This is a genomic window from Pseudoalteromonas piscicida (genome assembly GCF_002744175.1).
Taxonomy (GTDB): Bacteria; Pseudomonadota; Gammaproteobacteria; order Enterobacterales; family Alteromonadaceae; genus Pseudoalteromonas; species Pseudoalteromonas piscicida_B.
In genome coordinates this window covers 17,372-41,785 of sequence record NZ_NKHF01000055.1, presented here as the reverse complement: position 1 = coordinate 41,785, position 24,414 = coordinate 17,372, and the positions used below count along the sequence as shown (strand labels likewise).

The 24,414-nt window shown below is 43.8% G+C and carries 22 protein-coding genes; 7 read left to right on the top strand and 15 right to left on the bottom strand.

Going from position 1 to position 24,414, the window contains the following annotated elements:
- Positions 1-95: 95 nt before the first annotated feature.
- The 3 genes from CEX98_RS12315 to CEX98_RS12305 all read right to left on the bottom strand — a co-directional run bounded on the left by CEX98_RS12315 (position 96) and on the right by CEX98_RS12305 (position 4,197).
- Positions 96-1,073, bottom strand: a complete 978-nt coding sequence (locus CEX98_RS12315; protein WP_099642362.1) for a hypothetical protein — start codon at positions 1,071-1,073, stop codon at positions 96-98.
- Between the two features lie 241 nt (positions 1,074-1,314).
- Complete coding sequence (locus CEX98_RS12310; RefSeq protein WP_099642361.1) at positions 1,315-3,177, bottom strand: TonB-dependent receptor domain-containing protein; 1,863 nt, start codon at positions 3,175-3,177, stop codon at positions 1,315-1,317.
- A 537-nt stretch (positions 3,178-3,714) separates the two neighbouring features.
- On the bottom strand, positions 3,715-4,197 hold the full coding sequence (locus tag CEX98_RS12305) for a YajQ family cyclic di-GMP-binding protein (protein ID WP_099642360.1): 483 nt from the start codon (positions 4,195-4,197) through the stop codon (positions 3,715-3,717).
- Positions 4,198-4,341: 144 nt separating this feature from the next.
- On the opposite strand from CEX98_RS12305, the gene CEX98_RS12300 reads away from it, so the two are divergent.
- A complete protein-coding gene (locus tag CEX98_RS12300; protein ID WP_172439767.1) occupies positions 4,342-4,692 on the top strand; it encodes a VanZ family protein in 351 nt (116 codons plus the stop codon).
- Complete coding sequence (locus CEX98_RS12295; RefSeq protein WP_099642359.1) at positions 4,685-5,569, top strand: ketopantoate reductase family protein; 885 nt, start codon at positions 4,685-4,687, stop codon at positions 5,567-5,569. Before CEX98_RS12300 ends, CEX98_RS12295 begins: the two co-directional genes overlap by 8 nt.
- A 42-nt stretch (positions 5,570-5,611) precedes the next feature.
- Here the strand turns inward: CEX98_RS12295 and thiI are convergent, their stop codons facing one another.
- Both thiI and CEX98_RS12285 read right to left on the bottom strand, forming a co-directional pair.
- Positions 5,612-7,069, bottom strand: coding sequence for a tRNA uracil 4-sulfurtransferase ThiI (gene thiI, locus CEX98_RS12290; protein ID WP_099642358.1), 1,458 nt, complete (start codon positions 7,067-7,069; stop codon positions 5,612-5,614).
- Positions 7,070-7,274: 205 nt separating this feature from the next.
- Entirely contained in the window at positions 7,275-7,931 is a 657-nt protein-coding gene (locus CEX98_RS12285; protein ID WP_099642357.1) for a TetR/AcrR family transcriptional regulator, read from the bottom strand.
- A gap of 173 nt (positions 7,932-8,104) precedes the next feature.
- On the opposite strand from CEX98_RS12285, the gene coaD reads away from it, so the two are divergent.
- Both coaD and CEX98_RS12275 read left to right on the top strand, forming a co-directional pair.
- Positions 8,105-8,587, top strand: a complete 483-nt coding sequence (coaD, locus tag CEX98_RS12280) for a pantetheine-phosphate adenylyltransferase (protein ID WP_099642356.1) — start codon at positions 8,105-8,107, stop codon at positions 8,585-8,587.
- Positions 8,584-9,942: a capsule assembly Wzi family protein gene (locus tag CEX98_RS12275; RefSeq protein ID WP_099642355.1), complete on the top strand. Its 1,359-nt coding sequence runs from the start codon at positions 8,584-8,586 to the stop codon at positions 9,940-9,942. The genes coaD and CEX98_RS12275 overlap by 4 nt, the downstream gene beginning before the upstream one ends.
- Before the next feature lie 141 nt (positions 9,943-10,083).
- On the opposite strand, the gene CEX98_RS12270 is transcribed toward CEX98_RS12275, so the two are convergent.
- The 7 genes from CEX98_RS12270 to argC form a co-directional block, all read right to left on the bottom strand.
- On the bottom strand, positions 10,084-10,500 hold the full coding sequence (locus CEX98_RS12270) for a hypothetical protein (protein WP_143484341.1): 417 nt from the start codon (positions 10,498-10,500) through the stop codon (positions 10,084-10,086).
- A 153-nt stretch (positions 10,501-10,653) separates the two neighbouring features.
- Positions 10,654-10,812 carry a hypothetical protein gene (locus CEX98_RS22885; RefSeq protein WP_172439766.1) on the bottom strand — a complete coding sequence of 53 codons (159 nt, stop codon included), beginning with the start codon at positions 10,810-10,812 and terminating at the stop codon, positions 10,654-10,656.
- A gap of 167 nt (positions 10,813-10,979) precedes the next feature.
- Positions 10,980-12,845, bottom strand: a complete 1,866-nt coding sequence (gene argH, locus CEX98_RS12265) for an argininosuccinate lyase (RefSeq protein WP_099642353.1) — start codon at positions 12,843-12,845, stop codon at positions 10,980-10,982.
- Positions 12,846-12,859: 14 nt separating this feature from the next.
- On the bottom strand, positions 12,860-14,071 hold the full coding sequence (locus CEX98_RS12260) for an argininosuccinate synthase (protein WP_099642352.1): 1,212 nt from the start codon (positions 14,069-14,071) through the stop codon (positions 12,860-12,862).
- Between the two features lie 10 nt (positions 14,072-14,081).
- Positions 14,082-15,002, bottom strand: a complete 921-nt coding sequence (locus CEX98_RS12255; protein ID WP_099642351.1) for an ornithine carbamoyltransferase — start codon at positions 15,000-15,002, stop codon at positions 14,082-14,084.
- Between the two features lie 9 nt (positions 15,003-15,011).
- Entirely contained in the window at positions 15,012-15,791 is a 780-nt protein-coding gene (gene argB / locus CEX98_RS12250; RefSeq protein WP_099642350.1) for an acetylglutamate kinase, read from the bottom strand.
- Positions 15,788-16,798, bottom strand: coding sequence for an N-acetyl-gamma-glutamyl-phosphate reductase (gene argC, locus CEX98_RS12245; RefSeq protein WP_172439768.1), 1,011 nt, complete (start codon positions 16,796-16,798; stop codon positions 15,788-15,790). Before argC ends, argB begins: the two co-directional genes overlap by 4 nt.
- 174 nt (positions 16,799-16,972) lie before the next feature.
- Here argC and argE point away from each other — a divergent pair, with 174 nt between their 5' ends.
- The gene (gene argE, locus CEX98_RS12240; protein ID WP_099642348.1) at positions 16,973-18,121 is read left to right on the top strand and encodes an acetylornithine deacetylase; all 1,149 of its coding nucleotides are present in this window, start codon (positions 16,973-16,975) and stop codon (positions 18,119-18,121) included.
- Positions 18,122-18,341: 220 nt separating this feature from the next.
- Entirely contained in the window at positions 18,342-19,319 is a 978-nt protein-coding gene (locus tag CEX98_RS12235; protein WP_099642347.1) for a heme-binding protein, read from the top strand.
- 47 nt (positions 19,320-19,366) lie between these two features.
- Here CEX98_RS12235 and CEX98_RS12230 read toward each other — a convergent pair whose 3' ends face one another.
- A complete protein-coding gene (locus CEX98_RS12230; protein ID WP_099642346.1) occupies positions 19,367-21,790 on the bottom strand; it encodes a zinc-dependent metalloprotease in 2,424 nt (807 codons plus the stop codon).
- Between the two features lie 154 nt (positions 21,791-21,944).
- On the opposite strand from CEX98_RS12230, the gene CEX98_RS12225 reads away from it, so the two are divergent.
- Positions 21,945-22,913, top strand: a complete 969-nt coding sequence (locus CEX98_RS12225; RefSeq protein WP_099642345.1) for a class 1 fructose-bisphosphatase — start codon at positions 21,945-21,947, stop codon at positions 22,911-22,913.
- Between the two features lie 258 nt (positions 22,914-23,171).
- Here the strand turns inward: CEX98_RS12225 and CEX98_RS12220 are convergent, their stop codons facing one another.
- Entirely contained in the window at positions 23,172-24,008 is an 837-nt protein-coding gene (locus tag CEX98_RS12220; protein WP_099642344.1) for a sulfurtransferase, read from the bottom strand.
- Between the two features lie 2 nt (positions 24,009-24,010).
- On the bottom strand, positions 24,011-24,412 hold the full coding sequence (locus CEX98_RS12215; RefSeq protein ID WP_099642343.1) for an adenylyltransferase/cytidyltransferase family protein: 402 nt from the start codon (positions 24,410-24,412) through the stop codon (positions 24,011-24,013).
- Positions 24,413-24,414: the final 2 nt, after the last annotated feature.

The window sequence follows — 24,414 nt, the reverse complement described above, 5'->3', positions numbered from 1 at the left end:
TCGGTATAACAACTTGTTCTCTCTAGCAGTTGTTATACCTGACTACTGGGTTAAATTTACTGGCAATAGGCCAGCTTACCGAACCATATTGGTTGCTATGGCAACATAGGCACCGCAAATAAGTAGAAGCTCGTGCGACCATCTTTAATTCGCAAATGTCCACGCATGACTTCCATCTCTAAATTCGCGGTATCACCGGGTCTCAAGTGGTCTAGCCCCTTCAATGGCACAACCCCGGAGTTAATCAATTGAGCGTTATGCTTAATAACTTGCGGAATATCTTCACTCATATCCACACCTAAAAACTCAAAGACATCAATCACAATGCGACTAAATTCGGTATATAACTTGTCAAAAATACCTGGAGTTAACGTATCTATTAAATCTAAAATCCAAGGTAATTCGACTTCCGTAGTCACCACTGGTTTAAAACTAGAAATCAAAGGATCCAATTCTAACTGTTGAGTGCGTACATCATATTTACCTTTAATCGTCACATTTTCGTTATTTGTATAGACGTGGATATAAATATTCATACCAAGTTGCTTCTTACGAAACTTAGCATAAGACCTTAAGTCAAAACCATCGATCAGCACTGGCACTTTGTTCTGGGCATTAACTCTACCAGCAATTTTCATATGCATGGTGCCATACAGGCTTGTTGTGTGTTTCACCTTCGTGGAACTTGACTGAGCAGCAATATTATTCACGATATCTGTCGTTAGTTCTTTGTAATTGTGCTCAACCGTAGAAAATTGTTGATGAATAATTGCTGACACCTCGTCATACATGGTTTTAGGACCTTGACTGGAAGTGGTTCGTCCCGTTGACCAACATTCGCCTCCCGTATATATAACAGGCACAGACACCGGTGTTAGGTGATCATTACCAGGATGGCGGCGATATAACATGCTGCGGATCTGACCACAAGATTGCGATGGCGCATTAAACCAGTCAAAATCCCCACTTATTGCTTGTGTGGTAGATTGAGGCTCAAAGGTGGCTTCTGGCAAATTAGCCTGTGCTGATACTGCAGAACTTAGGGCAACTAGCCCAAGTAATAATGACTTCATATTCTTTTCCTTGAAGTAGTAATAATACAAATCAAATACATTATCAGCTACCAAAGGTCATAAATACCAGTTACAAATGTAATACCATTTTCGCTTCTGCATACAGCGGCTATCAGGGTATCTACAACCCTGTGGAAAGGTAAGGTAATCAAAACTCAGAATAACGAGTTGTCATCCCGAGCTTTGATTGAAGTAGTAAAGTGCTCCACCTCTGGTATGGAACACCTCTAGTGTCGTGTTGCTAGAAGCTGTAGCTCACACCCACATAAGCTTGTCTACCTGGCGGTGTATAACCAAGTAGTGAGCCATCTTTTGCTTCACCGGCAGTGGCATTGAAATAGCGTTTATCGGTAAGGTTTTCGATACGACCATTGAGCTTAAAGCCATCGAAAAAGGTATAATTGGCCGCAAGGTTAAATAGCGTATAAGAGGGTAACGTCACTTCATACGAACCTTGTGATCCCCATACCTTATCATTGCGATCACCACGGTGAACCAGTGTCAGCGTTGCGTCTACATTTTCCCACTCTTTACTCACCGAGTAAGTTAATGTGCGTCTTGCCCGGCGTTGCAACTGCTTATCTGTTTTGGCATCTTTGGCGCTCACATAGCTTGCGTTAAGCGTATGCTCAACCCCAAAGCTATCTTCGATTTCAATCGATAGGTCAGCCCCTTCAAAGTCTGCACGCTCCACATTGTAAGGCACGTATTTACCAGACTTATTCCGCTCATTAACTATTTTGTCGGTAATACGATTATCGTAAATTGCGGCTTCGACTCTAAAGCGCTCGCCACTCCAAGTTACAATAACTTCGTTGTTGGTCGCTGTTTCAGGTTTGATACTCGGGTTAGGTAAATAGTAAGGGCTATCAATCACAAATGCTTGCGACAGCGAAGGTGCTCTAAATGCTGTACCATGATTAAGCTTAACACTTAGACCTTCAATCAACTGCTTACCCAACGCTACGGTGTAAGTATTTGCACGGCCGTGAAAATCATAATCATCCGTTCTGAGAACCAGTTCAGCTAACCAGCTTTCATCGTTATAAAACCCGCCTAACGCCAACGATAAGTTATCACGCTCCGGCTCTGAAAACGAAGCGGTCGACTCGCCTACATCTTCATTTAATAGCGTAAAGTTACCGGTTAATATTAGCGCCTCGCTCAAGCTATATTGCGATTGGTACTCAAATTGGCTGCGCTTAGTGACATAGGCGTTATCATCGGCACTACTACCAATTTGTGTGTTTTGCTCTTTGCCTAAGCTATATGATGCGCTTTGACTAAATTTGTCGGTGCGCCGTTTCCATGCCAGCTTATTGGTATAATTGTGGAACCGATAAGCATCACTTCCCCATGCATCATACTCGCCTTCACCTTCACTATACTGAGCGCGAAGGCTGAAAATACCGCTCTGCTCATCGCCATACTGCAGGTTTACACCTGCATTGCCGTTATAGTAGCCATCACGGTCATGATTTTTACCGACAGGTGCAGTTGGGTCTTTCTCGATGACATCGTAGCCATCGGTGTGACTATATCCAGCATTTGCAGACAGGCTAAACTTCTCTTTTTTGTAGTTTACCGTGGCTTCAACATCTGAGTAATTATTGCTGCCCGTGGTGAGTGCTATGGTATTGTTATTTCCTTCGCGGCTGATGATGTTGATCACCCCTGCAATCGCGTCAGAACCATAGATCGCCGCTTTCGCACCACGAATAACCTCTATTCTCTCTATGCTATTTAGTGGCACATTCGTGAGCGAGTTATCCCCCGAATTGGCATCGGTAACTCTGACGCCATCAATCAATACCAAAGTATGTTTGGCATCGTTACCGCGCAAAAATAGACTGACACTTTGACCAAAGCCACCATTCCTTACAGCCTGAATGCCCGCAACATTATCGAGAAGAGACACGACATCTTGCACATTGCTTTTTTCAATATCAGTACGATTAATTACTGTAATTGCCGACAGCGTACTTTCCAAAGACTGTTCGAACTTGTTCGCTGTAACTTTGATATGTTCGATATTTTGATCTGCTAGTGCAGAAAAAGAGAGCGCCGCAGCAATAGCTGCGCTTAGAGCAGTTTTATTTAACATGGTTTCCCCTAACTTGTACCCACCGTACAAGAACACAAAGTGACTGTTTCGAGGCCGGTCTCCGGGCTCAGTTTACCAACACTCAGTGTTGATCCACTCTACCGTTGCGGGGGCAGCGCTGGCATAAAACCGATCCAAACTAAATAAAACGCTACGCGTCTTACCAATTCGCTTAATTAAGTGCTCTATTTGAGGCAAGGAAATTTTGTCGGTAACTAGGCAAAAATTTTGCTATTTAGTTGTTCTAAATAAGAAATTTTTAACGCCGTTAGCGTCAAATTTACTCCCTCAAATTGAGCTGATATTAATGCGGATTGGTATCATAGGTCTATCCCATGGCGGCATATTTGTAAATATTTAGAGGTTCCCTTGTGTTCGCACCAGCTTCCCGATTATCTATACACTTGGCAACCAAACTAGGTTGTGTACAGCACCTCGAAAATGCAGGGGTATTGTCTTGGGTTTGGGGATAATTGTCAATGGCCGTCTAGAAATCCAAAAGTGCAGTATCACCGCACTTTTGGCATAGGAAAGCAATTAGTCGCGGAAGTTCTTAAACTGAAATGGTTGGCCTAACTCACCACCACGGATCAACTGCATGGTTTCTTGCAGATCATCACGTTTTTTGCCTGTTACACGTACCGTATCACCTTGAATAGATGCTTGTACTTTCACTTTTGAGTCTTTGATCAACTTCACCAGCTTCTTTGCCATATCTTTGTCGATACCTTGTTTAAGGGCCACTTGACGAGATACATACTTGCCAGAACGGTCAATGTCTTTGAGCTCAAAGCTCGCAACATCCAAGCCGCGCTTTGCAGCTTTTCCTACTAGCATGTCAAAAAGCTGCATCACTTGTTGCTCAGCTTCCGCCTTAAGGTTGATCACTTCACCATTTAACTCGATTGACGCATCAACGCCACGAAAGTCAAAACGCGTGTCAAGTTCACGAACCGCATTGTCCACGGTGTTTCTTGCTTCTGTCATATCTATTTCAGATACAATATCGAATGAAGGCATGCTTCTCTCCTAAAGTCATTTTGGCTCGATTATAGCAGCTTAAACTGATTTGAGTTATTTTAAGTTTTACCCTATTTATGTTCACCCAATGGCCAGTTTTCGATGTTATACTGCTCGCTTAGTCATACAGAAGTGGGATGTATTGTGACACGGCGCGTTTATAAAACCTTGTTAATTCTTTCTTTAATTATATGTACTGTGCTATTCGCAAAGGAAATTAGCTTATCTCCTAAACTATTTCCCAATATCGACAAAGTAGCGCACTTTGGCGTGTTTTTTGTGCTCGCGTTTATCTCTCACCATGCCTTTAAATTTAAAGTATGGTTCCATTTAGTCTTACTTGCTTTATATGGAGCTGGGATCGAGTGGATGCAGCATTCGTTACCTTACAGACAAGCGTCGACCGCTGACTTTTTAGCTGATCTGGCCGGTGCCGTGAGCTACTTCGTGCTGTTTTACATTTGGGCTAGCTGGCGCAGAAGAAAACATGGCTAATATACATATTGTCGGTGAGGGAGCGATTGGCCTGCTACTCGCCCAACATCTAAGTCAAACGCATCACATTACGCTTATCACTCGACATAAACGCGCAACAACCTATCGCTATCAAAACCAAGCAGGGGCTCAGGCAATTTCGTGTAATACCTCCATTGCCAACGAGATCCCAGAACGTAGTATCGACACTTTGATAGTCCCAGTGAAGGCTTATCAAGTCATTGATGCATTGACCGAGCTTATTCCAAAACTCACAGCAAATGCTCACCTCATACTGAGCCACAATGGTATGGTCGATTGGTCAAGCAAATTAACTACACTTGAGCACGCCCAATCAGCTTACTTTTTAAGTACCTCGATTGCCGGGTTTAAAAGCGCTAATACTGTGCACCATACCGGACAAGGGGCCACCTGGTTTGGGCCTCTAAATGCTTCTGCTGAATGTCACTACCTCGATGTATTTTCGCAGCTGTTCGGCACATTTGAAAATGCACAAATCACGTCTGATATCATGCCAACACTTTGGAAAAAGCTCGCGGTCAATATTGCTATTAACCCATTAAGTGCGCTGGAACAAATTGAAAATGGTCAACTAAGACAACCCAAATACGCAGGCTTAATTCTCAACTTAATGAATGAAGTACAGCTTGTGGCCGCGCGCACAGGAGTAACCTTGGCACTCAGTGAGCTGGTTACCCTTGCCTACACTGTGATGGCACAAACCGCAAAAAATCGCTCTTCAATGAATCAAGATATAGCCAATAATCGACGTACAGAGATAGATGCTATGTGTGGTTATATTTGTGCGATGGCAGCCCAGCATCATATTACTGTGCCATATAATCAGCGAATGCTTGAAGAAGTGAATAAACGTTGAGTCAGCACAAAGGCAAACTCAACGCGTATAAGTTCGCTTTTACTAAGGGCGATACACCTTAACATTAGCGTAGCCGTTTTCATGTAAAATAAGCGCTTGTAACTGGCTCATTACACCTTTGGCACAATATAGGTAGTATTCTTTGTCTTGTGGTAGGTCACCAAACTTGCTGGCAAGCCTAAAGAAAGGCAGGTGGATCACTTCAGTCCCTTCAAGCTCAAGCGGATTGGCGTCCTCTTCGTCAGGGGAACGAATATCTAATACTACTGCATTTTGTGGTAGTTCACTTACCGACTCAGCTTCTTTGACTTCTTCTTTTGCCTCGACTTCAATATCACGAATATCTTTCACTGTCGCATTTGATACCACAGTATCTAACACGTCAAAATCAAACTTCTCTTCTTCCGCAAGGATCTTGTTCAGCTGCGCTTTTACCGTTGGTTTTTTAGAAATAACGCCGCAATATTCAGGCATGGCCTCAGCCATTTCATTAGTGCCAATGGCACGAGCAATGCGAATAATTTCTTCTTTATCGTGCTGAATTAGCGGTCGTAAAATCAGCATTTCAGTCACGCGGTCAATCACGTTTAGGTTAGCCAACGTTTGGCTTGATACCTGGCCAATGCTCTCACCGGTTACCAATGCCGGGATCCCCAAACGTTCAGCCACTGTAGCACCGGCACGCATCATCATACGCTTCAATACCACACCCATTTGTCCACTTTCGATATTCTCTAGAATTTCCGCCACCACAGGTTCAAAATCGATGGTGATAAACTTCACTTTGTGGGTAGAACTAAACTGCTTCCACAAATAGTGGCTTACTTGCTTTACGCCAATTTCGTGAGCTGCGCCACCTAGGTTAAAGAATAAAAAGTGGGTTCGCGCACCTTTTCTCATCATCTGATACGTTGCAACCCCAGAGTCAAAACCACCTGAAACTAAAGACAGCACATCTTCTTGTGTTGGTAATGGAAAGCCACCCAAACCAAAGTGCTGATGGCGAACAATATAGGCTTTGTCGTCTTTCACTTCGATTTTTACTGTCACATCTGGCTTTTTCAACCTAACGCTGGCGCCTTCAACATTTTGGTTTAAGCCGCCACCAACGTAACGCTCAACATCGCTGGAAGTGAACTCATGCTTACCTTGGCGTTTTACACGTACGCAAAACGTCTTTCCCTTGATCAAGGGTTCAACTAAGGCGATAGTTTGCTGATAGATATCATCTAGTGTTTCGAACTGCGTTTCTTGCACCTCGATAAATTGCACAATACCAGGTGTTCGCTTGAGGTTGTCAATTAATGCAAGGCGTGTTTTTTCGTCATCCAGTTGGCTGGTCACTGAGATATTGTCCCAGTTATTTTTAACTTTTACGTTTTCGTCAACGCGGGCCAACAGCATTTTGATGTTTTTCTCTAATACCTTGGTAAAACGCTTACGGACGGATTTGCTCTTAATAGCAATTTCGGGGTGTAATTTGACGATAAATTTAAGCATAAAAGTCACTCTACTACAGATCGATTATCGGTTGCGATGACGCTCTGATTTGACCTAAGAGGACGTTATCGTGGCGCACATTGACCGAGGGACAGTTCGGGCGCGCGAGTATATCAAATTCAGAACCGATTAGGAAATAATCAGACTATTTCCCAATCGCGTCCCTTTACCACTAAGCTATTAAGTGACCTTGTTACTACGAGCATTAAGCAATACTCGGTAAGCTTGCTGCAGCCAATGCTTGATAATGTTGTTGCAAGTGTGCCACTTTTGGCGCGCTCATTTGCGTGGCATAAGGTTTAAATAGCATCAATACTTTGATGATGCCATTATAGATATCTTGCTGCTCTAAAACACCGGTCATTCTTCTCGCTTTGACGTAAGGCGTCCAGAAGCTGACAGTCATTTTTAGCATGTGTGCGAGCTCTTTGGCATCTTCATCTGAAATGGTGATAACACCTGTATCTCGAAGTCCTATAACCACAGCTTTGACTTGTTCAAGTAAGCGAGCCTGAAAAGCGATGTAGTTTTTCTTTAACTCATCATCTCTGGCTAAAATATCGGTCAGGTTGTCGTAGAAGAAGTGATAGCGCCACATCAAATCAAAAAGCGAGTCTAGATATAATGTGAGTTGCTCTAGCGGCTCAGTTTGCTGTTCTAGCGGTTGAAAGTGAGTGTTTAAATGTTCACTGTACAGTGCAAATATTTGCCGAATAATGTCTTCTTTATTTTTAAAATGATAATACAAATTGCCCGGACTGATCCCCAAGCTAGAAGCAATATGATTGGTCGTAATTGCTCGCTCTCCATGCAAGTTAAATAAAGCAATGCTGGTACGTATTATTTTTTCCTTGGTATTCATTACGATTCTCTATCTCTATTGAAAATATGTGAGCGCCATCATGATACTCAGTGCTCCGTATAAAAAAATAGCACTAATTTGGCTTTGAGATAAGCGTAAAACCGACAAAGCTGACCAGTGTTTTTTCAAAAAAACCTTGTTACCATACAAAAAAATTCAACATAGTTATGCTTATGAAAGTCGTCGCCCTCTACCCAGGTACATTCGACCCACTTACGAATGGACATGAAGATTTAATCAAACGTGCTGCCAAGATGTTTGATACCGTCATTCTGGCAATTGCCCACAATCCAAACAAAAAGCCGTGCTTTTCATTGGAGCAACGTGTTGCTTTAGCTGAAGAAATTTTAAAATCGCATAAAAATGTTAAAGTCATAGGCTTTTCTGGATTGTTGGTTGATTTGGCTAAAGAGCAAAAAGCCAATGTACTGATCCGCGGTATTCGAGCCGTCTCTGATTTTGACTATGAATTTCAATTAGCCAATATGAATCGTCGTTTACATCCCGATCTAGAAAGCGTATTTTTAACGCCATCTGAAAAGAATTCATTTATCTCATCAACTTTAGTCAAAGAAGTTGCACTTCATAAAGGCAATGTTAGTGAGTTTGTTCACCCACTGGTTGCCAAAGCGTTAGAGGAAAAACTACACGGATGAAAAAGTGCCTATTGTCCCTAGCTGTACTCGCTGGTACTTATGCCCATGCGTCACCTTGGATTGAGGTGTCGCAAAGTGATCTTAAACACAGTATAGATTTGCTGGTTGCCGAAGGCGTGATCAACCGCCCTGTAAATCAATACCCATTACTATGGAGCGGTATTGTTAACGACCTTGCCATGGTTGAAGAACGCCAACTATCTAAAACAGCGAGCTTTGCCTTGGCGCATCTACGTCATGCACTAAAACAAGCTAAACGCTCAAAATATAGCAGTGTAACCGCTCACTTTAACGGTGCAGAAACGCGCTCCACAGGGTTTGGTGAGCGTAAAAATGAACGCTCTGGGCTTCGCACTTATAGTGTGATAACAGGCGCCTCAGTTAGTGCAAAGGTAGCGGTTAACTATGCAGATGAAGGCCAAGATGGTAAATACATCAACCACCACGGTACTCATCTAGCAGTCCTATTTGGTAACTGGTCCCTCAGTGCTGAGCGATTAAGTTACTGGTGGGGACCAAGCAACGAAAATGCCTTAATGCTTTCCAATAATGCGGCCCCAATGAAAGCCGTACGCTTAAGTCGCGCCAATAATAACTACATTGGTCCTAGTTTTTTCTCTTTTGTTGGACCTTGGCAGATAACCGCCATCATGGCCAAGCAACGCCCAAGCTTGACGAGTAAAAAAGAGGGAGACTTTTGGGGATTCAGGGCTGCGGCTTTTCCTTTACAGGGATTAGAGCTAGGTTTTAGTACCACCTACAGTGACTTTGTTTACCAGCAGCAAGACCTAGAAAGTGAAAAACATACGCAGCGCTTAACCAGTGTTGATTTTAAATACTCCACTCGCCTAGGGAACCAACCGTTGGCTTTTTATGGTGAATTTGCAGGTAATAACGAAAGTGGTGCGCTGCCGAGAGATCCAATGTATACACTTGGTGTAGAAAGCTATTGGGGTGGTAATGACTATCGTCTAAAAGGTTTTGTCGAGTACTCTGATACCAACATAGAGTGTAGCAATGAGCTAAAACTTGCACTGTGTCCAAGAAATAATACCGTTGATTCGGCTTACTATAGCGAACGCGATCTTTGGCTTGGGGCGAGTTCAGGCTTGGATGCTAAAAATCTAACGCTCGCACTAGACTATTTTAGTACCGATGGCATGGGTATTTATGCCAAGCTAAAACGGGTCGATTATGAGACAGTAGATGTTGAGCGAAACCAACTCGATGTAGGGTATCAGCAAGGGGTATTTGGTACACTTGCTAAAATCGGTGTAAGAGCTTGGCAAGATAAGTCCGCACAAGACGACGACAGCCATGCAGCACTGACGTTGAGTATAGAGTATCAATTTTAAAATGAGCGGCTAAAACCGCTCTTTAAAATTCAACCGCATACTAAACTTTGGATAAATAAAGCCATATTAAAGTGTGAATTAGCTATTATACCAATTGAATTAATTCTCTAATCAATTTGAAGGATGAAATAGCGCATTTACTTAATACATATTAGTATTACTCACAGCATTTGGGGTTACTTTGGCCAACAAGCGCCTTCCTCCAAGCCAGTCTTTATCAATGATCAGGCTTATCACAATAGCCGAGTCACATATGAGGACAGCAACAGAATAAAGACTCCAAAACCACCACTCCTCTCGCGTTTCAAATATCGCTAGATCTATATAAAGCCCCAAATACAGCAAAGAGTTTATCGTTAAGCATAAAAATACGTAGTATAGCGCGTTACACCAAGGGACTTTGAGTTTGTAGTTTATGCCTATCAATAATGCAATCGTGAGCAGGTCGTAAAAAAACCACATTAAATATAAGGTGTAGTCCGCTTGAACTAAATCGAGATAAACATTACTGACAAGATAAGATAAAGCGACCACACCGCTGGTCACAACAAGAGACAAGTTGTTCTTTATTTTTAATATAAAAAAGAGGAGATTAAGAAGGAAGCCGGTCACCAGACCGACCACCACTATCGAGTCAAAAAATATACCAATTTTTGTAAGATCAAAATACATAGATTATTTTGATCAGGACTCGTTTAGCCTAATTATTGACTAGTTGCTTCGCGGGTCTTTAATAAGAATGCCGCCGCCACCTCGAGCACCTGATACTTTACCTAATACAGACTCAGTTAAAATAACCTTATCAGAAAGTGGCTTAACTTGACCAGTTGTTTTAGCTTGGTTTTTTCTAGCTAGAATTGTTTTTATCATGATATTTCCCTCAAAATATACAAACAAGGCTGAGCACTCAAAATGTCTCGCCCAAAAAATTATCAGGGATTAGTAAGCACAGAGTGTGCCAGAAAATATATGGGTCTACAGCAAATACAAACAGCAGCGCATCCATCCACTCCTGTTTGTTGCTGTACAACCCCAATTTATGCGACAAATCGACACGGAATACTCAAGCTAGACTCTTGTTTTATAATAAAATCCATCGCTATTTCATCACAGTTGTCTTTACGTAAGCACAACTCACAATCCTTCATGACCTTTTCGGGTAAACTATCTTTGGTACAATTGTTAAAACCTTGTTTAGTAAAGAATCCAGGTACTCGAGTAAGCACAATAATACGATTCAGTGCCAACTTTTTGGCTTTCACCAATAAATGTTCTACTAACAACCGACCTTGACCTTTTACCGCACTTTCTGGGTTTACGCCCAAAGAACGGATTTCAGCAAGCCCGGTATCGTAAATATACAAAGACGCACAACCCGTTACTTTGCCATTCACCTCAGTCACCGCAAACTCATTAATACTGTGGATCATATCGCTTTTCGCTCGAGGTAAGTTCTCCCCTACCTTCGCCCAATATTGGATAAGTCCAGCAATAGCTTCAACATCATCTAAATTGGCATCACGCACTTGAATTTCATGCTTTTTTTTTGCCGCTTTTATCGCATTCGAGACCTGCGGCAACGACGTGCCACCTAATGCTTTTCGAGCGGCAATACAAGCGTCAATTTCCAGCACAGGATAAACATCCTCTTCAATCACGGAGCAGACTTTCTGGAATGTCTCTAAACTGAGATCTTCTAAGTTCTGCCCTTGAGCAATAGCCAACTGCACTAACTCACCAACGATATGATGGCCTTCTCTAAACGGGATCCCTTTAGCGACCAAATAATCAGCAAGCTCAGTGGCATTAGCATGCCCACCTTTGGCTGCGGCGAGGGTTTTCTCACCATTTACCTTAATCCCTTTCACACAAGCTTCCGCCATATGAATACACGCAAGCCAAGTCGGCATTGCATCAAATAGCCCTTCTTTATCCTCTTGCATGTCTTTGTTATACGCAAGTGGCAAGGCTTTTAGCGTCATCATCATGCCGCTAAAAGCCCCGAAGACTCGACCTGTTTTGCCACGGATAAGCTCCAATGCATCTGGGTTTTTCTTCTGTGGCATCAACGACGAGCCAGATGTCACATTATCCGCAAGCTCAATAAAGCCCGATTCACCTGAGTTATAGAAGATTAAATCTTCAGAAAAACGGGATAAATGCATCATAGAAATAGAAGCACAACTTAACAACTCAACCACAAAATCACGATCAGATACCGCATCTAAGCTATTCCGAGATGCTTCTCTAAAGCCTAGATTTACCGCTAGTACTTCACGATCAATCGGATAAGCCGTACCAGCCAGTGCTCCAGAGCCGAGAGGACAAACATTGAGTCTTTCTAACGCATCAGTTAAGCGCGACTCATCGCGCTCTATCATTTCAACGTAAGCCATACACCAATGGCTAAAAAGTACAGGCTGCGCACGCTGCAAGTGTGTGTATCCCGGTAAAATAGTACCGAGCTCTTGCTCTGCAAGAGTGATCAAAGCGCGTTTAAGCGCCCCCAGCGCTTCAAGCAGTTGCTGAGCCGTTTTACGGCTCCACAATCTAAAGTCGGTGGCTACTTGATCGTTACGGCTTCTTCCTGTGTGTAGCTTTTTACCAAGATCACCCACTTTATCGATAAGCTTGGCTTCAACGTAAGAATGAATATCCTCATGTCCAGCAGTTGCGACACTTAACGGATCTGCAGTGACCTCTTCTAATAGCTGCTTAAGCGCTGAAATGATCTGTTGATGCTCGCTATCACTTAATACTGCGACTTGCTTTAGCGCTCCAGCCCAAGCGATAGAGCCAACAATATCTTGCTCTGCCAACTGGTAATCAAATGGTAAAGAATCATTAAATTGTTTAAACGCCTCATCAGGACCTGATGAAAAGCGGCCTCCCCATAATGCCATTTCGCTCTCCTATCTTAAGACTGCTTTTGCTTGTTGAGTGCCGCTATCCGGCTCGACAATGAGAATAGGCGAATAAACCCTTCAGCATGTGATTGGTCGTATACGTCGTCTTCGCCAAACGTGGCAAAATCTTCACTGTACAGGCTATTAATTGACTGCTTTTGTACCGCATGAACTTGGCCTTTATACAGCTTAAGCACCACTTCACCAGTTGCCTGCTGTGCGAAAGACTCTGCGGCAGCAAGGATGGAATCTTTAAGTGGCGTGAACCAACGGCCGTCATACACTAAATGAGCAAACTCTTCACTCAATGTGGCTTTCCATTTACGACAAGATTTATCTAAAATTAGCTCATCAATCGCTTGTAACGCAGCCATCATCACCGTCCCTCCCGGTGTTTCATAACAACCACGAGATTTCATGCCGACTAAACGGTTTTCAACGATATCTACCCGCCCCACGCCATGGGGGGCAGCAATTTCATTTAACTTAACCAAACATTGGTATGGACTGTAACGCTCACCGTTAACTGCAGTGATTTCACCTTGCTCAATCAGCACCGAAACATATTCAGGTTTATCTGGCGCAGCTTCTGGTGAGTTTGTCATGGTCCAAACCTGATCACTTGGCTCATTCCACGGGTCCTCAAGCTCGCCACCTTCGTGCGAAATATGCCACGCATTAGCATCACGACTATAAATCTTAGTAGCAGAAGCAGCACAAGGAATATTCCGCTCGGCCAGATAATCAAGGAGCGACTCGCGACTTGATAACGACCATTCACGCCAAGGCGCAATGACTTTAAGATCTGGTGCTAGGGCTGAGAAGCAAGATTCAAAACGCACTTGATCGTTACCTTTACCAGTACAACCATGAGAAAGCGCATCAGCTCCTACTTTACGTGCAACTTCAACCTGTGCCTTGGCAATAATGGGTCGTGCCATTGAAGTGCCGAGTAAATACGTGCCTTCATAGATAGCGCCCGTTTTCAATGTTGGATAAATGTAATCGCTGACCATTTCTTCTTTTAAGTCGACGATATAACACTCGGAGGCCCCTGATGCGATGGCCTTTTCTTCAACCCCCACGAGCTCTTCTTCACCTTGACCAACATCGGCAACAAAGGCGACAACTTCACAGTCATAGTTTTCTTTTAACCAAGGTACAATGGCCGATGTGTCTAATCCACCGGAATAAGCCAGTACCACTTTTTTAATCTTGCTCATGTTTTTAACCTCAAACGTAATCTTTGTTTAACAGCGATACCAGCAGTGCATTTTGGGCATGCATGCGGTTTTCAGCTTGTTGAATAATTTTTGACTTTGTGCCATCCATCACTTCGGAGGTTATTTCAAACTCACGATGTGCAGGCTGGCAATGTAAAATGGTCTGGGCACCACACGCATCAACCAACTGTTGATTAATTTGATATGGCATAAAGGTCTCTTTCACCTGTTCGATTGGTGTTTGATTTCCCATTGAAACCCAAGTGTCAGCGTAGAGCACATTCGCACCTGCCGCCGCTTCGACACGATCGCTCACAAGCACCGATGCGCCATTTACCGCCGCAATTTGTTCAGCCTGCTTTACAATTTGTGCATCTGGTGAATGGCCCTTTGGACAAACTGCAACAAAATCAGTGCCTAGCGTTGCCGCTAATAACATTAAAGAGTGAGTCACGTTATTACCTTCACCGAGGTAAGCGATTTTGATTTGGCTTACATCCTCATAAGTCTCAAATAGCGTTAAAAAGTCAGCCAATGCTTGGCAAGGGTGATATAAGTCACATAGGCTATTTACCACCGGAACAGAGGCGTATTCAGCTAAAGTCTCAAGGGTATTATGATGATTAACCCGTGCCACCAAGCCATCTGCCCAAGTGGAAATATTGAGCGCAAAATCTTTTACCGATTCCCGAGCGCCCATGGCACCATTTTGCTGGTCTAAATAAACAGCGTGGCCACCTAGCTTATGAATACCAATATCAAACGATAACCGCGTTCTTAAGCTCGGCTTCTCAAATAACGTAACAATAGACTTGCCAGCTAAAGCCTGGCTGTATTCTTGTGGATGCGTTTTAATGTTTTTAGCAAGCTTCAATAAATTTAAAACTTTCGTTTGGTCTAACTCCAAACCTGTTAAAAAGTGCTTTGTCATGGTGTTTTCCTACGGCAGAATTTGTGTACCTACGTGCTCGCCATTGAGCAACGCAATTAAGTTTTCTGGCTTTTGCCAGCTGGAGATGTACACACCTCGTCGTAAGTGTTGGGCAGCGTGAAGACTGGTCTTAACTTTGACCTCCATCCCGCCCACAATGACCTTTTGTGTTATTAGCGCTGCAATTTGTTCAGCATCAAGTTGATTGAGTGGTTGTTTGTTTTCATCCAATACCGCCTCAACATCAGTCATAAAAATCAGTTCTGCACCCAGTTTACTAGCGATAGCGGCTGCCGCTTCGTCGGCATTCACATTGTATAAATGGCCGTCAGCGCCAATGCCAACGGAACTCACGACCGGTAGCCGGTCAAATTCCAACATGGCTTCTAGCATGCCACCTTCACTTGCTTCACAGGTTCCTACACGGCCAAGTGCTTTAAGCTTTTGGGTTGTGGTAAATCCTGCATCATATAAGCACAATCCAACGGGCTTGAGCGTGGCGGTAATGGCGTCTGCCATCAGTTGCTTGTTAGCACAACCTGCAAGTGCACCAACAATATAGGGCATTTGCTCTTGTGGGCTGATCCGCAACCCTTGATGTTTTGCAGTGGCAAATCCTGCGTCGCTCAACCACTTATCAACCAGTGCCCCGCCTCCATGCACTATCACAAATTGTTTATGTGGTGCTTCGTGTTGAATTTGTTTGATAGCGGCAAACAATGCCTGCGCAGCCCCTGCTTGGTTAAGCACCGCACCGCCTAGTTTGATCACCCAAGTTTGTTTGCTCATGCTGTTACCCCTAAACCTTGATAATGATTCAACCCAGCGACTAAGTTCATGCACTGGACTGCCTGACCTGCTGCGCCTTTCAGTAAATTATCAATCGCGACAACCACAATCAGTTGCTGTCCTTTTTGTTGCCAGCCAATATCAACAAATGGCTGGTTTTCAATGGCTTTAATCGATGGAAGTTGGCTTCCCTTTAATCTGATCAGTGGCTCGTCAGCAAGCACTTGATAAGCAGCATTCACTTGGGTTGAGGTAACCTCGGGTTTTAGTGTGACGTAGATTGTTTCTAGGATGCCGCGCTTGAAGTTACCTAGGTGTGGTGTAAACAACACAGGGTGTTCAAGGTATTTTTCGATTTCAGGGGTATGTCTGTGGGTAAATAAGCCGTAAGGCGCTAACGATACCTCACAAAAATGCGTCGCAACATTTGCTTTTCTGCCAGCTCCCGTTACGCCAGAAACCGCGTTAATAATCACAGGCTGCTCCGTAAGTAAACCAGCCTGTTGTAGCGGTTTTAACGCGTTGAGCGCCGCCGTTGGGTAACACCCTGCAACCGCGATTAGCTGTGCCGATGTAATGGCATCCCCGTACCATTCGGCTAACCCGTACTGTGCCTGCGCTAACCAATCAGGATGGGGGTGGGAAAACCCGTAATAAGTTTCATAATCGTCATTGCTAGATAGACGATAGCCGCCGGAAAGATCAAAAACCCGCTTGCCCATTTGCAAAAATACGGGAGCAAGCTCTACGCTCACCTTGTGATCCGTGCACAAACACACATAATCCGAGGTTTGCTCAATCAACGAAAAGGCTTGCTCATTTAAAGGTTGCAGCTCAATATCTAGCAGACCCGAATATTCAGGATAAAGATCGCTAATTAACTTGTGTTTGTCTACGCTTTGCTCAGATACAAAGCAATGCGCGAGGGTAAATTCTGGATGCTTAGAAATCAGCTTAGCAAGCTCAGCGCCGCTATAGCCGCTCGCTCCGATTATCGTTACTTTCAACATAGTGCTCTCAGGTAAAAATGGTCAATAAGGGTTGGTTTTGCTAATTGTTGAAGTTAAATCGTCGCATTGCTGATCCAAAATATATTTATGCTAAAAAAGTGAATTGATATTCACAATAAACATCTTTATATTTTTATGCAAGAACTTTGAATAAGTATTTTAGGAATTTTTATGAAATTGCCCGCTTTTATGGAAATGTACCAACACCTTATCGCTGCGCCATCGATAAGTGCATTAGAAGACAGTCTCAATATGAGCAACCAAGATGTCATTCATTTACTCGCTCAATGGTGTGAAACATTGGGGTTTACTGTTGAAGTCACAGAGCTGGAACACGCTAAAGGAAAGTACAATTTAATTGCGAGAAGAGGCAATGGCGATGGTGGATTAATGCTAGCAGGTCATACAGACACCGTGCCATTTGACGATAGCCGTTGGCAATTTGATCCGTTTAAGTTGAGCGAACAAGACAATAAATTATATGGTCTTGGCAGTATTGATATGAAAGGCTTTTTTGCTTTTGTACTCAATGCGATTGCAGAGTTAGATGAATTGCAGCAACATGCCCCCATCACTATTTTAGCCACAGCCGATGAAGAAACCACCATGGCTGGTGCTCAGGAAATCGCCAAACACCCAAATCTAAAACCAGCACGTTGCGTGATTGGCGAACCCACAGATATGGTGCCGGTATTTACACACAAAGGGCACATGACTTCGGCAATCCGTATCGTCGGTCGCTCAGGCCACAGCTCAGATCCGGAACGTGGTTTAAATGCCATTGAGATCATGCATCAAGTGATTACAAACTTATTAAAATTAAGAGAAGAATTAAAGAATAAATATTCAACTCCACATTTTGCCATTCCATACCCAACATTGAACCTTGGGCACGTCCATGGCGGCGATAATGCCAATCGTATTTGTGGCTGCTGCGAGCTGCATATTGATATGCGCCCACTGCCGGGGTTAAGTATAAAAGAGTTGCAAGCGATGCTAATGGCTGTCGTTGCTCCCATTAACACCCAATATCCCAACAGCGTCTCAGTGATCGATATGCATGAGCCTATTCCTGCCTTTACTGGCTCAACAGATTCTGCTTTAGTAAAAATGGCTGAGCGCCTATCAGGGCAACAAGCCGTAGCGGTAAACTACTGCACAGAGGCACCTTTTCTACAGCAATTAGGCTGTGAAACGATTGTTATGGGGCCAGGCTCAATCAATCAGGCCCATCAACCCAATGAGTTTCTAGCGATGGAAAAAATCAAACCAAGTCAAAATATTATCAAGCAGCTCATCAAAGAAAGCTGCTTCGCCTAGCAGGCCGTCGGGATCATCGCTTCAGGTTTTGGCAATAACATAGCTGTAATGGTATGTAATTGCCATATTCACAGTCTGCACTATACCTAACTGCATTGCGGTGGTGGTCGAGGATCCCATCATCACTGAGCGGTCATGACAGGGATCATAGTGCGGGCACCAAAAGAAAGTATCTAGAAATAGTCAAGGTGTTCGCAAGCAATTTAGCGAGGATATAACCGTGACTGAAACAACACCACCAGACCTATCGCAACCATTACTTATTGACCCAGCCCAGAGCAGCCCAGCAGCTCCAACCACCAGTTTAGGTCCACTGCAACATTTGGTCGGCACTTGGACTAACCAGCCCTTGGTTAACTCAGGGTTGGGCGGCCCTGACAAACCATTTTCTTACTGCTTAATGCCACTCCCCCAAGAAGCCAGCTATATTCTTAAAAATTTCTCTTATTATGAAGAGCTTACTTTCTCAGCTATCCATGGCACCGCGCCAAACCGAGGAGGGCTTGGTACGCAGGTCGCTAATACCTTATTTTACGAACAAAGGGTTTATTTTGCAGAAGGTCCAGCGAAAGACCAGCTCGTCCATGCTGAAAATGGTTCGCTGTTGTATTTATCGGACGCAAAGCAATTACTTGGCCCATATGGCAATGGTGAAAACCCGGGAATTGGCGATGAAACCATACCAAACAGTGTGCCGCCAACCCAAACCTATGACTTTATAAAACAAATGTCTGTTCCCCACGGTAATTCCATTTTAGCCAGTGGACATTTTCAAACTGGTACTGGAGTCCCAACGATCCCTATGTTGAGCCAAAATGATATTTTGCCTATGGGTTTACCCCATGGGATCAGTACCGATCAATACACCACCAAAAGTGTTGGTAACTTAAATCCTGACTTTACACTTAATCCAAACCAGCCCTTAAATAATGCGTTAGAAGTTTCTCCGCCTAAGAAGTTTATTCTACTTGAAGTCGATACCGCGCATTCAGGGATCCCCGTCACGAATATTGGCTTTGAACAACAGCATGCAAAAGTCAGTCGTTACGCCATTAGCTATTGGCTTGAGTCCCTTGACGGTAGTGATAACTTCACGCAACTGCAGTATTCGCAAAATATTACAATGGAAATTCCGATCGCTGGACAACTTGTGACTTTCCCACATATTACGACCAATACTATGGTCAAAAAAGCATAAAAAAATAGGGGCGTTGCTAAGCCCCTATTTACGAAGTTCACGATTGATTAAATTGGTGAGCCTGGAGGCATATCAAGCGCTTTAAAGCTATCAGGCCATTCTCCTGAAGCGAGGAAATGATTGATTTGTTGTGCGAGCATATGCTTGAACGATTGCTCAAACGCAACATCGCTAAATACTGAAGACTGATTAAAGTCTTTCGCGACCTTGGCCAACATAAATTTCAGCTGTGCCTGAACTTCAGGTGCCAATTTGTCGCTATTACTAAGTGTTACCAGCTTAGTCGCACTAAGATATTGCACTCGTTGTTGTAACTTCTGTGCCATACCTGTTTGCGCAGACTGAGCAAAGACTTGCTGATATAAAGCGTCCAAGAGTGCCTTTGTACCAAAGTGTTGAGTATTGCGCGCATGTTGTTGCGCTAACCGATTTAACCGCTGTGGATTAAGCAAAAGCTCAAGGCTGTGCTGTGCAGCGGCTTCAGGCAGCGCCATGGCATCTAAAGTTAGTCCAGTTCGACCTTTAATACTCTCACGAGTTTTGTACTCGCCGTAAGCTTTTGGTGGGATCAGCGCTAAAATAGACTCAGGGATCGTTAACGCGTCTGATGATAAAGTATTGAGCACAGCATTTGCAGCGCGTTGCTGCGTTGCCTTTTCAACCACACGAGCCCCTTTAATCACGTCATCACCACGCACTTCATAGTCGTAATCCACTCCCGCGACCAGTTTTACAGCAGCTTCAACTTGGTAACGGTGGAACAGGTACAGTGGCACTAGCTTTTCTTCTAGCTGCGAAAGGGCTACCCCTTTTTTAATGCTATTGACCCCAAAGGTATTCAACGCCTGCTTGCGGACATCCAGCACACGTAATAACTCGGTGGCAGGATCTGCACCATTGTCCCAAAGGTGTGCCGTGGGATGTGCTCCGCCTTGGGCTCTGGCATCTGAGTCAGAAATAAACTCAAGCCCCTGTGCTTTATTTTCCGCTAAGATTGCAGCCAGCTCAGTTGTCTCATCAGCACCGTTAAACTCACTGTAGCCATATTTAATAACCTGTGTATCCCATGCCCCCATGCCTTTGGCATAGCCTTTTGTTACTTCTAATTTGCCGTTATTGAACCCAACCAGTGGGTGAGGGTAATCCATCACCGATGCTCGGTCTTTTACCGATGCTGAAAAATTATGCGCGATCCCCAAAGTGTGGCCGATTTCGTGAGCACTGAGTTGACGAATACGGTCTAGCGCCATTGCATGTAGCCGCTCGGTACGCTCGTTTCCGTCAACAAACGGCGCAGAAAGCGCTTCTGCGATCAGGATATCTTGACGTACTCGCAAAGAACCTAACGTGACATGCCCTTTTAAGATTTCACCGGTACGTGGGTCGATCACCGACGCCCCATATGACCAACCACGAGTAGCACGATGTACCCACTGGATCACGTTGTAGCGAATATCCATAGGATCAGCGTGTTCAGGCAGAATTTTGACCTGAAAAGCATTTTTATAGCCCGCAGCTGCAAATGCTTGATCCCACCATTTTGCCCCATCAAGTAATGCAGTTTTTACTGGCTCTGGCACGCCAGGGTCAAGGTAGTACACAATGGGTTCTACTGCTTCAGATACAGCCGCGGTTGGATCTTTTTTCTGTAAGCGGTGGCGCGGAATATAACGTACCAACATAGGCTCTCCAAGCGGTGCCGAATAATCTTTATGCTCAATGCTCCAATAACCAGACTGGGGGTGGAATGCACGCGGCTGGTAGTTATCATCTGGCAGTTCAATAAGCGAGTGGTGCTGATGTACCGTCAGTGCATAAGGGTCGGCACTCACTTGGCGCACATACTCACCGGGCTTTACACCCTTGAAAGTGAGCACGGCTTCCAATTCAGTATTTTTTACAAATGCCTTTGAACGAGACATAAATACGGCACTGCGGCTAGGATCTAGACTAAAACTACCTTGCTTACGATTTGCCAAAGTACGAGAAACGCCATGTACATCGCTCAGTAGGTAAGGCGTGTAATCAATTAGTACGCTATCGCTATCTTCCGCAACCACGTTAAAACCGTGCAATATACTCGAGGCAAAGGCTTCTTTCACACTTTGTTGTTCGGCTTTGTTATTTGCGCTTGCGCGATAGTAAGTATTGATCGCACGCAACATCACTTTATCGCCAAAACGTTCAAATTGAACTAGATGAGTACCGCCGAGTTGACCTCTATCTAGTCCAATATCATTAGAGCCGACGCCATAAGGCAGGCTTTGCTGTAACAAAAAAGGGGCATCGAGCTTGTCGACATCAAGGTACAGTTTGCCAGTGCTATCATCACTATAAAAGGCGTAAAAACCGGGGTGGTGATTAAAACTGGCAGTAAATTCATCAATAGACTTAATTGCTGCGTGTGCTTGAGTTATCATACACAGTAACAAAGCCGATACAGTTTGAGTGAAACACGTTATTTTTCTCATGGCTGCTCTTTGTTATTTATGGTTTTGAGGCTTAACCCCAGTTGTATATGAAATCGTATACAATTTATAGTCTTTCAAGACGAATTACAGCGCCGTTTATGGCACCTCTCACATTATTTATTGCTATAAACACAAGGTAATCAGGATTTAAAAAATGCGTAGACTCCCTCCGGTGTTAATTGAAGATGGTTGTTCTCGTGAGTTGGTTTCTCTTATTCGAACCATTCTCGCGGCATGTAAAGAAATATCGTTCCGTGTTGGTCAAGGTGCGCTATCAGGTGTACTTGGCTCAACCTTAGATGAGAATATCCAAGGCGAAACGCAGAAAAAGCTAGATGTGCTGTCAAATCAGCTGTTAAAAGACATCTTGCTTGAATCAGGCTATGTGAAAGCGATTGCTTCTGAAGAAGAAGACTTTACGGTCGCCGGTAACCCTAATGCTAACTATATCGTTGCGTTTGATCCGCTAGATGGCTCATCAAATACCGATATCAACTCCTTAGTTGGTACTATCTTCTCTATTATGGAAGCACCGGAAGGGTCTGATCCTAGCGATCAGACTATTTTTATGCAGCCAGGCCATAAGCAAGTCGCAGCAGGTTATGTACTATATGGCCCGTCGACCATGTTGGCACTATCAACAGGCAAAGGAACGCGTTTGTTTACACTAGATAAAACACACGGCAGCTTCCTTCTTACGCAAGACTTTGCCCAAGTCCCTGAAGACACCAAAGAGTTTGCGATCAATGCCTCTAATCAACGTCATTGGACACCTGCAATGCAGAGCTACATTGCAGACTTACTTGAAGGTGAAACCGGTCCGCGTGGTAAAAACTTCAACATGCGCTGGATAGCGGCAATGGTGGGTGACGTACACCGGGTTTTATGCCGAGGTGGACTGTTCACTTACCCTGAAGACCGCAAAGACCCCAACAAGCCATTTAAACTGCGCCTACTATACGAAGCAAACCCAATGGCGATGCTGGTTGAGCAAGCCGGTGGTATTGCCCATACAGGCCGTGAACGTATTTTAGATATTCAGCCTGAAGAAATTCACCAACGTGTTGGCGTGATCTTAGGCTCAAAAAATGAAGTAGAAGTGTGCCTTGGTTATCATAAATAACTAACCAGAGCTTCGAATAACTAGTTTGCTTAAACAACTGGTATTACAAACGAGAAAGGTGCCATTGGCACCTTTTTGTTAAGTACAATATATTAGCGATGCCAATTAATACTAAATGTGTTAAGTAAATGGGCTATTTTAAGCACAGAAACAGCGTTAGTAGCTAGGCAAAAATTTTGCTATTTAGTTGTGCTAAATAAGAAATTTTTAACGACGCTAATATGCTATTTCATCCTTAAAATTGATTAGAGAATTAATTCAATTGGTATAACTTGTTTCAACAGGCACGTCTGAGTCAGCTCCCCACTCGCTCCAAGAGCCGTCATACACAGTTAAACTCTTATAGCCTAGCTCATCTGCCACCAGCGCTAAAATGCAGGCGGTAACACCAGAGCCACAGGAAAAAATTAATGGTTTAGCTTTATCAGCTGATAACTCATGGTATATCAGCTCAAGCTCATTGAGTGGCTTAAAACAGCCGTCAGAGCTTAACAGGCGGGTGTATGGTAGGTTTTTACTTTTAGGCACATGACCACTACGCATATCGGCTCGCGGCTCAGCTTCTTGTCCGGTAAACCGCTTAGCGCCTCTGGCATCAAGCAGTAGACTTTGCGCTGATCCAATATTGGCTAGTACAATGTCTTTATCAACAAATGCACTTTCATCAAATATTGCAACAAAGTCTCCTGCCTGCGCTGCGGCACCATAAGACTGGCTGGTTGGATATTGCTTTTCACACCACGCAGGGAGTCCCCCATCCAATACATAGACTTGTTCATGTCCCATCATTTTTAGCATGTACCAAGCTCTTGCAGCACTAAACATGCCTTTGTCATCGTATGCAACTAGGATATCGCCACGGTTAATGCCCAGCTGGCGCATCTCTGCTTGAAACTGAGCGGGACTGCAACACATGTTTGGGCTTGTAGCTTGCTCTGCACACAACGCACCGCTGATATCAAATCTCAGCGCCCCCTGAATTTTTGCCTGTGGTTGATACGGCCCCAATTGCCCTGGTTTAACGATGCCCGCATCGAGCACTTTGACTTGCTCTAGATTAGAAAAAAGCCACTTTACATCAACCACATGCTTCATGATTAATTTCCTTTTGGCTGACGCACAACTTCAATAATTTCGGTCGTTGATATGGAGGGTGTGCGTTCTAAATAAACGACATCGCAAATATCTTTATATATATCAAATTTACCTTTCCAATCATCACCCATGACCAAGACATCAGCGTTAAAATCTTTTAAATATTGTGCTTTTAGATCGAGTGACTCTTCGACAAAGACTTCATCGACAAACCGTAAAGAACTAATGATTTTTAAACGTTCAGATATGGAGTAAACCGGGTTTCTACCTTTTTTAGAAAAGTTAAGCTCATCCGATGAAATACCCACAACCAAATAATCGCCGAGCGCACGCGCGCGTTCCAAAATATTGACATGTCCTACGTGGAAAATATCAAAGGTTCCAAATGTAATGACTTTTTTCAAGT

Bases quoted from the DNA above. Each gene is read 5' to 3' on its own strand.
- CEX98_RS12315 (WP_099642362.1), bottom strand. From the start codon at position 1,073: ATGAAGTCATTATTACTTGGGCTAGTTGCCCTAAGTTCTGCAGTATCA.
- CEX98_RS12310 (WP_099642361.1), bottom strand. From the start codon at position 3,177: ATGTTAAATAAAACTGCTCTAAGCGCAGCTATTGCTGCGGCGCTCTCT.
- CEX98_RS12305 (WP_099642360.1), bottom strand. From the start codon at position 4,197: ATGCCTTCATTCGATATTGTATCTGAAATAGATATGACAGAAGCAAGA.
- CEX98_RS12295 (WP_099642359.1), top strand. From the start codon at position 4,685: ATGGCTAATATACATATTGTCGGTGAGGGAGCGATTGGCCTGCTACTC.
- thiI (WP_099642358.1), bottom strand. From the start codon at position 7,069: ATGCTTAAATTTATCGTCAAATTACACCCCGAAATTGCTATTAAGAGC.
- CEX98_RS12285 (WP_099642357.1), bottom strand. From the start codon at position 7,931: ATGAATACCAAGGAAAAAATAATACGTACCAGCATTGCTTTATTTAAC.
- coaD (WP_099642356.1), top strand. From the start codon at position 8,105: ATGAAAGTCGTCGCCCTCTACCCAGGTACATTCGACCCACTTACGAAT.
- CEX98_RS12275 (WP_099642355.1), top strand. From the start codon at position 8,584: ATGAAAAAGTGCCTATTGTCCCTAGCTGTACTCGCTGGTACTTATGCC.
- CEX98_RS22885 (WP_172439766.1), bottom strand. From the start codon at position 10,812: ATGATAAAAACAATTCTAGCTAGAAAAAACCAAGCTAAAACAACTGGT.
- argH (WP_099642353.1), bottom strand. From the start codon at position 12,845: ATGGCATTATGGGGAGGCCGCTTTTCATCAGGTCCTGATGAGGCGTTT.
- CEX98_RS12260 (WP_099642352.1), bottom strand. From the start codon at position 14,071: ATGAGCAAGATTAAAAAAGTGGTACTGGCTTATTCCGGTGGATTAGAC.
- CEX98_RS12255 (WP_099642351.1), bottom strand. From the start codon at position 15,002: ATGACAAAGCACTTTTTAACAGGTTTGGAGTTAGACCAAACGAAAGTT.
- argB (WP_099642350.1), bottom strand. From the start codon at position 15,791: ATGAGCAAACAAACTTGGGTGATCAAACTAGGCGGTGCGGTGCTTAAC.
- argE (WP_099642348.1), top strand. From the start codon at position 16,973: ATGAAATTGCCCGCTTTTATGGAAATGTACCAACACCTTATCGCTGCG.
- CEX98_RS12230 (WP_099642346.1), bottom strand. From the start codon at position 21,790: ATGAGAAAAATAACGTGTTTCACTCAAACTGTATCGGCTTTGTTACTG.
- CEX98_RS12225 (WP_099642345.1), top strand. From the start codon at position 21,945: ATGCGTAGACTCCCTCCGGTGTTAATTGAAGATGGTTGTTCTCGTGAG.
- CEX98_RS12220 (WP_099642344.1), bottom strand. From the start codon at position 24,008: ATGAAGCATGTGGTTGATGTAAAGTGGCTTTTTTCTAATCTAGAGCAA.